Source organism: Microbacterium sp. (assembly GCF_031178525.1).
Taxonomy (GTDB): domain Bacteria; phylum Actinomycetota; class Actinomycetes; order Actinomycetales; family Microbacteriaceae; genus Microbacterium.
Window position 1 is genome coordinate 1 of the sequence record NZ_JAPSJA010000065.1, and the last position, 11,757, is coordinate 11,757.

An 11,757-nucleotide genomic window follows, 5' to 3' on the forward strand; every position below is an offset into this window, starting at 1 on the left:
GTCCCAGATCGACGCGGTGCGCCCGTCCTCGAAGGCGGCGCCCTCGATCTGGTACGCGGCGGTCGCGGCGCCGAACAGGAACTCGTGGGGGAAGGTGCGGGGGGAAGTGGTCATGACGGTCTCTCTCGGTAGCGCTCTCAGGGCGCAGGATATGTCGCGGACAGGCGCGGCGTCAGCCCTTGACGGCTCCGGCCATGATGCCGCTGATCAGCTGCTTGCCGGCGACGATGAACAGGATGAGCAGCGGGATCGTGGCGAGGACGGCACCCGCGAGCACGATCGAGTAGTCCTTGTAGAAGCCCGACTGCAGGTTGCTCAGCGCGGTCTGCAGCGTGGGGTTCTGCGGGCTGAGGACGAGCAGCGGCCACAGGTAGTCGGTCCAGGCCGTCATGAACGTGAACAGGCCCAGGATCGCCATGGCGGGCCGCGCGGCCGGGAGGCCGACCGTCAGGAACGTGCGGAACTGGTTCGCGCCGTCCACGCGCGCCGCCTCGATCAGCTCGTCCGGGATCACGTCGACGAGGTACTGGCGCATGAAGAACACGCCGAACGCCGTGACGAGCGTCGGGATGATCACGGCGCCTATCGTGCCGGTCCAGCCGAACTGGCGCATGACCATGAACAGCGGGATGATGCCCAGCTGTGTCGGGATGGCCATGGTCGCGATCACGAACACCATGAGTCCGTCGCGGCCGCGGAAGCGCAGCTTCGCGAACGCGTACCCCGCCAGCGTCGAGAAGCACACCACCGAGGCCGTGATGATGCTCGACACCAGTACGGAGTTCAGCAGCGCGGTCCAGAACGGGATCGCATCGAAAACCTTGGCGGCGTTGGCGAGGAAGTTGCCACCCGGGATCAGCGGCAGCGTCTCGGCGCGCGTCTGGTTGGTGCCGCTCGCGACGACGAACGACCACCACAGCGGGTACGCGCTGCCGACCAGGAAGGCGGTCAGCAGGCCGTAGGTGAGGAAGCCGGGCCGGCTTCCGAGGCCGGCCACGCCGCCTCGTGCGGCGCGGCGCCGGGGCGGCCGCCCCGAGGTGGCCTCGGGCGTGCCGGTGACGATCGCTCGCGTGGAGTCTTCGGTCAGGGTGCTCACTTGGCGGCCTCCTTTGCAGCGCGGCGGGCCCTGCGGTTCGGCCTCGCGCCGTCGCCTGTGGCGATCCGCCGCGAGAGGAAGAAGTTGATCAGGCCGATCCCGACGATCAGCAGGAACAGCAGCCACGCGACGGCCGACGCCTCGCCGAAGTTGCGGCGGAAGAACGCCAGCTCCCACATGAACAGCACGGTGGTCTGGAACTGCCGGTCGGAGCCGCCGATGCCGCCCGCGTTGGCGACGTCGAGCAGCTTCGGCTCGGCGAAGATCTGCAGGCCGCCGATGGTGGCCGTGATGATCACGAAGATGAGGGTGGGGCGGATCGACGGGATCGTGATCGAGAGGAAGCGGCGCACGCTTCCCGCGCCGTCCAGGGCGGCGGACTCGTAGAGGTCACGCGGCACGGCCTGCATCGCGGCGAGCAGGATCAGCGCGTTGTAGCCCGTCCAGCGGAAGTTCACCATGATCGCGATCGCGAGGTGGCTGAGGAACTTGTCGTGCTTCCACTCGAGGTCGGCGATGCCGATGAGATTGACGAGGTTGTTGGCGAGGCCGTCCGCCTCGTTGAACACGCTGGAGAAGATGAGCGCCACGGCGACGGGCGTCACGACGAACGGCAGCAGCACGCCCATGCGCCAGAAGGTCGGGGCGCGCAGGCCCTGGTCGAGCAGATACGCCACGACGATGGCGACGAGCAGCTGCGGGATCGCCGACAGCACGAAGATGCTGAGGGTGTTGAAGATCGAGTTCCAGAACATGCCGTCCGCGAGGAGCTCGGTGAAGTTGCTCAGCCCCACGAACTCGCCCTGGCCCCGCAGCAGATCCCACTCGTGCACCGAGACGTAGGCGGTGTAGGCGAGCGGGAACAGGCCGGTGAGGGCGAACAGGAGGAAGAAGGGCGACACGTAGAAGTACGGCGACGCCTTGAGGTCGAAGCGCGAGAGCCTCTGGCGGAACGAGGGCGTGGGCGGCGGCACGTTCGGGCGCGTGGGTCGCGCGGACAGCGTGGTGGTCATGGCGAGACGTCCTGGGTCGGAAGCGGTAAGGCGGGTGGGCGCGGGGCCCTGGAGCGGCGCGTGCCGGGACCGGAGGCCCGGCCCCGGCACGCGCGCGTGCGGTGTGTTACCGGACTTCCAGCTCGGTCATGAGCGAGAGCGCCTCTTCCCACGCACCGTCGGCGTCGAGCTCGCCGCGGTCGAGCTTCTGCAGCGCGGGGCCGAACACGTTCTCCTGGATGACGGAGTCGTCCGGGCCCTTGAACTGCGCCTTCACGCCCTCGGCCCGCGAGGCCAGGATGGCGCCGGTCGGCGAGCCGTTGAAGAACTCGTTCGGCGTCGCCTCCTCGGCGAGCGTCGCCTGCGCCTCCAGGGTGGAGGGGAAGTTGCCGGCCGCTGCCGCCTGCTTCACCTGCTGCTCGGGCTGCGTCAGCCAGTCGGCGAGCGCGGCGGCCGCCTCCTTGTTCTGGCTGGACTCGGGGATCGACAGCCAGGCGCCGCCCCAGTTGCCCGCGCCGCCGGGGAAGACGTCGGCGAAGTCCCAGCCGCTGTCCGCGCCGCCGCCTGCGCCCTCGATCGAGCCCTGGATCACGCCCAGCATCCAGCCGGGGCAGACGAAGGTCGCGAAGGTGTTGTCGAGGAACGACTTGCCGCCGTTCCAGTCCCACGCGGCCTGCGCCGCGGACTGGCCGCCCTCGACGGCCTCGGCAAGGAGGTCGAAGTTGGCGCGGAGATCGTCGTTGCCCTCGACGTTCAGCTCGCCGTCGGACGTGTAGTAGCCCTCGGCCTGCTGGTTGACGATCGAGTTCCAGACGAAGCCGGAGTGATCGAACCAGGCCTTGCCGGTCTTGTCGGTGTACTCCTGGCCGACCTCGAAGTAGTGCGCCCAGTCGCCCTCGAGCAGCTCCGCGACCTCCTCGCGGTCGGTCGGCAGGCCTGCGGCCTCGAAGGCCTTGGTGCTGTAGCAGAGGCCGGCCGGACCGATGTCGGTGCCGTAGCCGATCACGCGGCCCTGGGGATCCGTGCCGGTGGCGTACTTCCAGTCCACCCAGTCGCCCTTGCGATCCTCGATGCCGTAGTCGCGCAGGTCGGCGAACTGGTCGGAGACGCCGTCCTCCATGACCGCGCCGAGCCAGCCCTCCTCGATGGCGACGATGTCGGACAGACCCGAGCCGGCGCCGAGCTTGGTGAACAGATCGGTGCGCGCGTTGCCGCCCGTGTCGATGTTCGTCGCCTCGATCGTGACGTTGGGGTGCTCGTCCATGTACTGCTCGTACAGGTCCTCGTAGCCGAACGTGCCGAACGTGGTGATGGTGAGGGTGACCGGCTCGTCGGACGCCGGCTCCCCGCCGCCCGTGCCGCCGTTGGTCGCCGGCGCGCAGCCGGCGAGAGCGAGGGCCGCGACAGAGCCCGACGCGGCGATGGCGCCGAAACGACGCCAGGTGTGTGCCTTCACAGTTCACTCCTTTGTGGGTGGGCAAGGCGCCGTCATGGCGCGCCCGATGGTGAGAGGGACCTTCGGCGGAGTCGCATGGGAGCGCTCCCACCGAGGTTGGGTGCGAGCCTATGGGAGCGCTCCCACGATTGCAACACCGTGATGAGGATGTGATCCGCCGCCCGCGCTCCCCGCCCGCGCGGGCGCCGATATGCTCGCCCCGTGACAGAGACCACCACCCGCTGGGGCATCCTCGCGCCCGGTTCCATCGCCGAGTCCTTCGCCGCGGATCTCGCGTTCACGCCCGGCGCCGAGCTCATCGCGGTGGCCTCGCGCGACGCCGAGCGCTCGGCCGCGTTCGCCGCCCGCCACGGCGCCGCCCGGTCGTATGCCGCGTACGACGAGCTGCTGGCGGACGAGGACGTCGACGTCGTCTACATCGCCTCGCCGCACGCGCTGCATCACGAGCAGGCGACGCGCGCACTCGAGGCGGGCAAGCACGTCCTGTGCGAGAAGCCGCTCACGCTCGACCGGGCGACGGCCGCGTCGCTCATGGAGACCGCACGCGCGCACGACCGCTTCCTCATGGAGGGCATGTGGATGGCGTGCAATCCCGTCATCCTCGATCTCGGGGCACGGCTCTCGGGGGGAGAGTTCGGGGCGCCGCGGCACCTGTCCGCGGAGTTCGCCTTCCGTGTCGACGCGGGCCCCGAGCACCGCCTGCTCAACCCCGCACTCGGCGGCGGCGCGCTGCTCGACGTCGGCGTCTACCCGCTCACGCTCGCGCACATCCTGCTCGGCGAGGCGATCGAGCTGCGGGCCACGGGGATCTCCGCCGCCGTCGATCTCGATGTCGCGATCGCGGGCCGGTATCCGGGCGATGTCGTCGCGAGCCTGGCGGTCGGCCTGACCCGCCACGCGCCCACCGCCGCGCGCCTGTCGACCGATGCGGGCTGGATCGACATCCCCGACTTCTTCGCGCCCACGCACTTCACGTTCACCCCCGCCTCCGGGGGCGAGGCCCTGCGGTTCGAGCCGCCCCAGCCGCTGTACGGCCGGGGCTTCGGCAACGAGGCCGCCGAGGTCGCGCGCTGCCTGCGCGAGGGGCTTCGCGAGTCGCCGCTCGTGCCGCACGCCCAGACCCTGGCGATCCTCGGCCAGATCGACCGGCTGCGGGCCGAGCTGCTCGGCTCGGCCACGTAGAATATCCCCGATCCCCGCCGCCCACCGGAAGTCGGAGTATGCCCACCATCGTCGTCGACGTCATGCCCAAGGCCGAGCTGCTGGACCCGCAGGGCAAGGCCGTCACCGGATCGCTCACGCGCCTCGGTCATGGAGCGTTCCAGAACGTGCGCATCGGCAAGCGCATCGAGCTGACGGTCGAGGGCGAGGTCACAGAGGAGCTGCTCGTCGAGGCGCGCCAGGTGGCAGACGAGATCCTTTCCAACGGCGTGATCGAGGACGTCGTCGGGATCGAGGTGGTCGAGTGACCGCCCGGATCGGCGTCATCACCTTCCCCGGCTCGCTGGACGACCGCGACGCGCAGCGCGCGGTCCGCCTCGCCGGCGGAGAGCCCGTGGCGCTCTGGCACGGATCGCACGACCTCGACGGCGTCGACGCGCTCGTGCTGCCCGGCGGCTTCAGCTACGGCGACTACCTGCGCGCCGGCGCGATCGCCGCCCACGCGCCGATCATGGCCGAGGTCAAGGCCGCGGCCGCACAGGGGATGCCGATCCTCGGCATCTGCAACGGCTTCCAGATGCTCGTCGAGGCGCACCTGCTGCCGGGCGGGCTCATCCGGAACGCGCACCAGCAGTTCATCCGCCGCGACCAGCGCCTGCGCGTCGAGAACGCGTCGACCGCCTGGTCGAGCGCGTTCGAGGTCGGCCAGGAGATCGTGATCCCGCTGAAGAACGCGGATGGCGGCTACATCGCCGATGACGAGACGCTGCGGCGCATCGAGGGCGAGGGCCAGGTCGCCTTCCGCTACCTCGGCGTGAACCCGAACGGCTCGCTGAACGACATCGCGGGCCTGACCAACGAGCGCGGCAACGTGGTCGGCCTGATGCCGCACCCCGAGCACGCGGTCGAGCCCGGTTTCGGCCCGGGCACCGCGGCCGCCATGCGCTCGGGCGTCGACGGCCTCGGCTTCTTCACGAGCGCCGTCGCCGCCACGGTCGCCCAGGCCGCCTGAGGTCGCCGCGCGCCCGATGGCATCGCGCCGATAGGGTCGAAGGGTGAGCGCCTCGCCTGACACCGTCGTCCTGTCCATCCCGAACGCCGAACTCGCGGACGATGTGCGCGCGCTGCTCGATCCCGCGCTCGCGATCGAGGTCATCGAGTGGGACGGCGCCAACGAGCCCGCGCCGCGCGAGCGGATCGACATCGTCGTGCCGCCGTACATGGGCAACGGGGCCGCGCTGCAGGCGCTGACGAGCGTCGAGCACCGGCTCGTGCAGGGCCAGTCGATCGGCTACGACGGCGTGGAGGACACCCTGCCCGCCGGCACGGTCTTCGCCAATGCGGCCTCCGTGCACGAGACCGCGACCGCCGAGCTGGCGCTCGCGCTGACCCTGGCGGCGCAGCGCGAGCTGCCGCGCATGGTCCGGAACCAGGACGGCGGCGTGTGGGAGTCGTTCGAGGCGACTGGTCTCGCCGACAAGCGCGTCGTGCTGCTCGGCTTCGGCGGCGTCGGCAAGGCGATCGCCGACCGCATCCTGCCGTTCGAGGTCGATCTCGTGCCGGTGGCGAGCCGTGCGCGCCGGGAGGACGGCATCGACGTCCGCGCGATCGACGAGCTCCCCGAGCTGCTGCCGACGGCCGACGTCCTGCTGGTGGCCCTGCCAGGCGGATCGGAGACGCGGCACCTGGTGGACGAGGCCGCGCTCGCGGCACTCCCGGACGGCGCGCTCGTGGTGAACGTCGGCCGCGGTCCGATCGTCGACACCGACGCGCTCGTCGACCACGTCTCGCGAGGCCGGATCCGTGTCGCGAGCGACGTGTTCGACCCGGAGCCGCTGCCGGAGGGGCACCCGCTCTGGTCGCTGCCCGGCGCGCTGATCGCGCCGCACGTGGGTGGTCGATCCGGCGCCATGCGCCCGCGCGTGGCCAAGCTCATCGCGACGCAGGCCGAGCGCATGGCCCGCGGCGAGGAGCCGCTGAACGTCGTCATCCGCACCTGAGGCGATCCGCCCGACGCGGAGCGCTCGGCTGCGGCACACTGGGCCGCATGGCCGTCTCACCGATCGACCTCGCCGCTGACGCGAACTTCGAGGGGTACCTTCACGGCTCGGCCGTGAGCTTCTTCCGCGAGCATGCTCCGCGCCCCGGCACGGGACCCCGGTTGCACCGGCACCCGTACAGCGAGACGTTCCTGATCCATGCGGGCAGCGCGCTGTTCACCGTCGGCGACGAGCGCGTCGTCGGATCGGCGAACCAGGTGCTCGTCGTGCCCGCGTTCGTGGCGCACCGCTTCGAGGTGCTCGACCGCGGCGAGTACATCGCGACCCACATCCACGAGAGCGACCGCTTCATCACCGAGTGGCTCGAGTGAGGTGCGCGCGCACGGCCACCCGCGTCCGTCGCGCCTGACCCTTCACCGCCTGACCGCCTAACCCCTCACCACATGACCGCCCGGGAGTTCCTCGCCGGGTGGCCCTCCGCTCCTGGCGCCCAAACCACATCGCCTGAACGAGACCACACGGTCTGGCGCGTCCGGATCGTGTCGTCTCGTTCACACCATGTGGCTTGGGCACGGGCGCGGGCACGCTACGCCCCATGCGGGTGGGCGCCGCCACGCTTGCGGGCTTCGGTGTACACCTGTATACAGGTAGCGACACCGATGTCGAGAGGAGAGGGCGATGATGCCCACCCAAGAACAGGCACCTCCCCGCCGCAGATCCCGCTGGCGGCTCATCGTCGGCGCTCTCGCGGCGGTCGCGATGATCGCCGCGCTCGCGATCACCGGCATCACGCAGCGGTCCCAGAGCGCAAGCGCGCTCGAGGACGCGCTCGGCGGTCGGCAGCTGCGCATCATGGCGCCGGCCGACCCCGGCGGCGGCTGGGACCAGACCTCCCGCGCCGTGCAGACCGCGCTGGGCGACATCGTCGGTCGCACCGAGGTCTACAACGTCGGCGGCGCCGGCGGCACGATCGGGCTGCCGCAGTTCGTCCGTCACACCGGCGAGGCGAACGAGCTCATGGTCACGGGCGCCATCATGGTCGGCGCCATCCTGACGAACGGCTCTGAGGCGACGCTCGACGACGTCGATATGCTCGCCCGCCTGACGACCGAGTACCTCGTGATCGCGGTGCCCGCGGACTCCGAGATCCAGACGATGGAGGATCTCGCAGACGCCATGGCGGAGGACGTCGGATCGGTGTCGATCGCGGGCGGATCCGCGGGCGGCGTCGAGCAGGTGCTCACTGGACTCGTCGCCGAAGCCGTCGGAGCGGATCCGCGCGAGGCCTCCTACGTCGCCCACTCCGGTGGCGGCGAAGCGCTCACCACCATGCTGTCGGGGCGCTCGACGGCCGGGATGTCGGGCATCTCCGAACTGCTGCCGTACATCGAGGACGGTTCGATGCGCGCGCTCGCGGTCTCGAGTCCCGAGCGGGTCGCCAACCTCCCCGACGTGCCCACGCTGCGCGAGTCGGGCCTGGACATCGAGCTGCAGAACTGGCGGGGGATCGCGGCACCGCGCGGCCTCGGCGAGGACGAGCGCGAGGCGCTGATCGCGATGCTCGACGAGATGCACGAGTCGGCGGCGTGGCGCGAGATCCTCGAGGATCGCGGCTGGGAGGACGCGTACCTCACCGGTCCCGAGCTGACCGAGTTCCTGAAGACCGATCAGGAGACCACCGCACAGATCCTCGAGCAGATCGGACTGGTGAAGTGACATGAGCGAACCGATGGAACCCGACCGCACCCGCGGGCGCGAGCTGCCGGGTCTCACCACCACGAACCTCGCCGCGATCGAGAAGGATCCGCCGCCGGTCTCGGCCGGCGCGTACCCGGCCGTGGTGTCGGGCGTGGCGTCGCTGATCATCGGCGCGATCATGGTGATCGCGGCGGTGCTCGTGATCGTGGACGCGCTGCGCCTCCCCGCTTCATCGGACCCGCTGGGCCCCGCGGCGTTCCCGCTCGTGATCGGCGCCCTGCTCGGCGTGCTCGGCGCGAGCCTGATCGTCACGAATGCGCGCTTCGGCACGGTCCTGCTCCGCAGCGGGCGGAGCGGGATCGAGCGCGGTGCCGTGCTCGGCCGCCGCGCCCTGCTGCGCGCGGCGCTCGTCCTCGTGGCGCTGATCCTGTTCGCGCTGATCCTGCCGTTCGCCGGCTTCTTCGTCAGCGGCGCCGCTCTGTATGTCGCGGGCGCCCTGCTGCTCGGCGCACCGCGCGGCTGGCACCTCCCCATCACGGGCGTGCTGATCGCCGGATCCGTGGTGCTCCTGTTCGACCGGCTGATCGGCCTGGCCCTCCCGGCCGGCCCCTGGGGGTTCTGACCATGGACACGTTCGACCTGCTCATGCAGGGGTTCGCTGCGGCGATCACCCCCGCGAACCTGCTGTGGGCGCTGCTCGGCGTCACGATCGGCACGGCTGTCGGCGTCCTTCCCGGCATCGGGCCCGCACTCACGGTGGCGCTGTTGCTGCCGATCACGTTCCGCCTCGAGCCGTCGGCGGCGCTGATCCTGTTCGCCGGCATCTACTCGGGCGGCATGTACGGCGGATCCACCACGTCGATCCTGCTCAACACCCCGGGCGAGTCCGCGTCGATCGTCTCGGCGATCGAGGGCAACAAGATGGCCCGCGCGGGTCGTGCCGCGGCCGCGCTCGCGACGGCCGCGATCGGCTCGTTCGTCGCCGGCATCGTGGCGACCGTCGGTCTCACGCTGCTCGCGCCCGTCATGGCGCAGTTCGCGATCACGCTCGGCCCGCCCGAGTACGTCGCACTCATGGCCATCGCGTTCATCTCGGTCGCCGCGCTGCTGGGCCCGAACCTGCTCAAGGGCGCCGCCGGCCTCGTGATCGGCCTGACGATCGGCCTGGTCGGCATCGATGTGCAGTCGGGCCAGCCGCGCCTGACGTTCGGCAGCGACCGGCTGCTGGACGGTCTCGACGTCGTGCTCGTCGTCGTGGGATTGTTCGCGATCGCGGAGACGCTGTCGCACGTGCTCTCGGGCACGGGGCGCAGCACCGTGACCCCTGTGAAGGGCCGCACGGCGCTGTCACGCGAGGAGTTCCGCCGGTCGTGGCCCGCGTGGCTGCGCGGCACCGCTCTCGGCTTCCCGATCGGCGCGCTCCCGGCGGGCGGCGCGGAGATCCCGACGTTCCTGTCGTATGCCGCCGAGAAGCGGCTCTCGCGACACCGCGGCGAGTTCGGCCGCGGCGCGATCGAGGGCGTCGCGGGCCCCGAGTCGGCGAACAACGCCGCGGCGGCGGGCGTGCTCGTGCCTCTCCTGACGATCGGGCTGCCGACCTCGGCCACCGCGGCGATCATCCTGACCGCCTTCCAGTCGTACGGCCTGCAGCCCGGGCCCACCCTGTTCGCGGAGTCGGGAGACCTCGTGTGGGCTCTCATCGCGTCGCTGTTCATCGGCAATGTGATGCTGCTCGTGCTCAACCTCCCGCTCGTGAAGGTGTGGGCGCGGCTGCTCATGCTGCCCAGCTGGTCGATCTACGCGGCCGTGACGGTGTTCGCCGCGCTCGGAGCGTTCGCGGCGGGCGGCTCCCCCACGGACATCGTGATCCTCGCGGCGCTCGGCGCGCTCGGCATGCTGATGCGGCTCGCCGACATCCCCGCGGCGCCCGCCGTGGTCGGCCTCATCCTGGGTCCGCTCATGGAGGCGCAGCTGCGTCGCGCGATGACCCTCTCCGAGGGCGACCCCGCGATCCTCGTCTCGAGCCCGCTCACCATCGGGCTCTGGATCGTCGCCGCCCTGCTTCTGATCGTGCCGCCGCTCATCGGCGCCCAGCTCGGCCGCCGCCGTCGTCGCGCCCTGCGAGCGGCCGGCGCGCGCGACGCGGAGGGCGCCCAGACCACCCCCACGGACTCGACGCACTGAGCGAGACCCAACGAACCGAGGCTCGACGCCCTGCGCGAGGTTCGACAGACCAGGAGGAATCCAGTGGAATCCACTTCACCCGAGCGATACGACGTCATCGTGGTCGGCGGCGGCAACGCGGGCTTCTCGGCGGCCCACGCCGCGGCCGAGCGCGGCCGACGCGTGGTGCTGCTCGAGCGTGGCACGAACGACATGGCAGGCGGCAACAGCTACTACACGGCGGGTGCCACCCGCATCCCGCACGGCGGACTCGACGACCTGCGCGACATCGTCGAGCCGGACGAGCGCCACGGTGCGACGATCGTGCCGCCGTATTCGTCGGATGAGTACCTCGCCGACCTCGAGAAGGTGACCGACGGGCGCACCGACCCCGACATGGCGCGCATCCTGGTGAACGAGGCGGCGGACGCCGTGCGCTGGCTGCACGGCCTCGGGCTGAAGTACCGACTCATGTACGAGCGCCAGGCGTACGCCCGCCCTGACGGCACCTACCTCTTCTGGGGCGGCCTGCACGTGGGCAACGTCGGCGGCGGCGTGGGCCTGATCGACGACCACACCGCGGTGGCCGAGCGGATGGGCACCGAGGTGCGGTACGGCGCACGCGCGACATCGCTCATCGTCGAGGACGGCGCGGTCACCGGCGTCCGGTACGACGCCGACGGTGCGACGCGCGAGCTGCGGGCCGAGAGCGTGGTCCTCGCGGCCGGCGGGTTCGAATCGAATCCCGAGCTGCGCGAGCAGCACCTCGGGCCGGGCTGGGCGAACGCGAAGGTGCGCGGCACGCCCTACAACACGGGCGACATGCTCCTCGCGGCGCTCGAGATCGGCGCCCAGCGGGGCGGTGACTGGTCGACGTGCCACAGCGTGCAGTGGGACGCCGGCGCCGAGCTCAACGAGTCCAACCGCGAGCTCACGAACCGCCTGACGCGTCAGAGCTACCCGCTCGGGATCATCGTCAACCGCGACGGCGAGCGCTTTCTCGACGAGGGGGCCGACTTCCGCAACTACACATACGCCAAGTACGGCCGCGAGATCCTCGCCCAGCCCGGATCTGTCGCCTGGCAGGTGTTCGACGCCGCGCTGCGGCCCGCCCTGCGCACCGAGGAGTACGACATGCCGGGAATCGGCGTCCACACGGCCGACACGCTCGACGGACTCGCGGAGGCTGCG

13 protein-coding genes are annotated in these 11,757 nt (G+C 71.0%); 9 read left to right on the forward strand and 4 right to left on the reverse strand.

Translation table 11 applies throughout. The features are described 5' to 3' along the window. The 4 genes from RIF89_RS06245 to RIF89_RS06260 all read right to left on the reverse strand — a co-directional run. On the reverse strand, positions 1-114 hold a 114-nt coding region (locus RIF89_RS06245), incomplete at its 3' end, for a family 1 glycosylhydrolase (RefSeq protein WP_309068283.1). A gap of 58 nt (positions 115-172) precedes the next feature. Further along, positions 173-1,063 (reverse strand): carbohydrate ABC transporter permease, encoded by an 891-nt coding sequence (locus RIF89_RS06250; RefSeq protein ID WP_375294441.1) that lies wholly within the window; start codon positions 1,061-1,063, stop codon positions 173-175. A 29-nt stretch (positions 1,064-1,092) separates the two neighbouring features. Beyond that, on the reverse strand, positions 1,093-2,109 hold the full coding sequence (locus RIF89_RS06255) for a sugar ABC transporter permease (RefSeq protein WP_309068272.1): 1,017 nt from the start codon (positions 2,107-2,109) through the stop codon (positions 1,093-1,095). A 106-nt stretch (positions 2,110-2,215) separates the two neighbouring features. Next, positions 2,216-3,544, reverse strand: a complete 1,329-nt coding sequence (locus RIF89_RS06260; protein WP_309068273.1) for an ABC transporter substrate-binding protein — start codon at positions 3,542-3,544, stop codon at positions 2,216-2,218. A 201-nt stretch (positions 3,545-3,745) separates the two neighbouring features. Here RIF89_RS06260 and RIF89_RS06265 point away from each other — a divergent pair, with 201 nt between their 5' ends. The 9 genes from RIF89_RS06265 to tcuA form a co-directional block, all read left to right on the forward strand. Then, positions 3,746-4,726, forward strand: a complete 981-nt coding sequence (locus RIF89_RS06265; protein ID WP_309068274.1) for a Gfo/Idh/MocA family oxidoreductase — start codon at positions 3,746-3,748, stop codon at positions 4,724-4,726. Positions 4,727-4,764: 38 nt separating this feature from the next. Beyond that, entirely contained in the window at positions 4,765-5,013 is a 249-nt protein-coding gene (gene purS / locus RIF89_RS06270; RefSeq protein ID WP_309068275.1) for a phosphoribosylformylglycinamidine synthase subunit PurS, read from the forward strand. Next, a complete protein-coding gene (purQ, locus tag RIF89_RS06275; protein WP_309068276.1) occupies positions 5,010-5,717 on the forward strand; it encodes a phosphoribosylformylglycinamidine synthase subunit PurQ in 708 nt (235 codons plus the stop codon). Before purS ends, purQ begins: the two co-directional genes overlap by 4 nt. 43 nt (positions 5,718-5,760) lie before the next feature. Further along, positions 5,761-6,705 carry an NAD(P)-dependent oxidoreductase gene (locus RIF89_RS06280; protein WP_309068277.1) on the forward strand — a complete coding sequence of 315 codons (945 nt, stop codon included), beginning with the start codon at positions 5,761-5,763 and terminating at the stop codon, positions 6,703-6,705. 47 nt (positions 6,706-6,752) lie between these two features. After that, positions 6,753-7,076, forward strand: a complete 324-nt coding sequence (locus RIF89_RS06285) for a cupin domain-containing protein (RefSeq protein WP_309068278.1) — start codon at positions 6,753-6,755, stop codon at positions 7,074-7,076. A gap of 307 nt (positions 7,077-7,383) precedes the next feature. Next, positions 7,384-8,421: a tripartite tricarboxylate transporter substrate-binding protein gene (locus tag RIF89_RS06290; RefSeq protein WP_309068279.1), complete on the forward strand. Its 1,038-nt coding sequence runs from the start codon at positions 7,384-7,386 to the stop codon at positions 8,419-8,421. A 1-nt stretch (position 8,422) separates the two neighbouring features. Then, positions 8,423-9,025: a tripartite tricarboxylate transporter TctB family protein gene (locus tag RIF89_RS06295; protein WP_309068280.1), complete on the forward strand. Its 603-nt coding sequence runs from the start codon at positions 8,423-8,425 to the stop codon at positions 9,023-9,025. Between the two features lie 2 nt (positions 9,026-9,027). Next, positions 9,028-10,587, forward strand: coding sequence for a tripartite tricarboxylate transporter permease (locus RIF89_RS06300; protein ID WP_309068281.1), 1,560 nt, complete (start codon positions 9,028-9,030; stop codon positions 10,585-10,587). 63 nt (positions 10,588-10,650) lie between these two features. Continuing rightward, the coding region (tcuA, locus tag RIF89_RS06305; protein ID WP_309068282.1) for an FAD-dependent tricarballylate dehydrogenase TcuA at positions 10,651-11,757 on the forward strand (1,107 nt) is incomplete at its 3' end.

Bases quoted from the DNA above. Each gene is read 5' to 3' on its own strand.
- RIF89_RS06290 (WP_309068279.1), top strand. From the start codon at position 7,384: ATGATGCCCACCCAAGAACAGGCACCTCCCCGCCGCAGATCCCGCTGG.
- RIF89_RS06300 (WP_309068281.1), top strand. From the start codon at position 9,028: ATGGACACGTTCGACCTGCTCATGCAGGGGTTCGCTGCGGCGATCACC.
- RIF89_RS06285 (WP_309068278.1), top strand. From the start codon at position 6,753: ATGGCCGTCTCACCGATCGACCTCGCCGCTGACGCGAACTTCGAGGGG.
- RIF89_RS06295 (WP_309068280.1), top strand. From the start codon at position 8,423: ATGAGCGAACCGATGGAACCCGACCGCACCCGCGGGCGCGAGCTGCCG.
- RIF89_RS06255 (WP_309068272.1), bottom strand. From the start codon at position 2,109: ATGACCACCACGCTGTCCGCGCGACCCACGCGCCCGAACGTGCCGCCG.
- purS (WP_309068275.1), top strand. From the start codon at position 4,765: ATGCCCACCATCGTCGTCGACGTCATGCCCAAGGCCGAGCTGCTGGAC.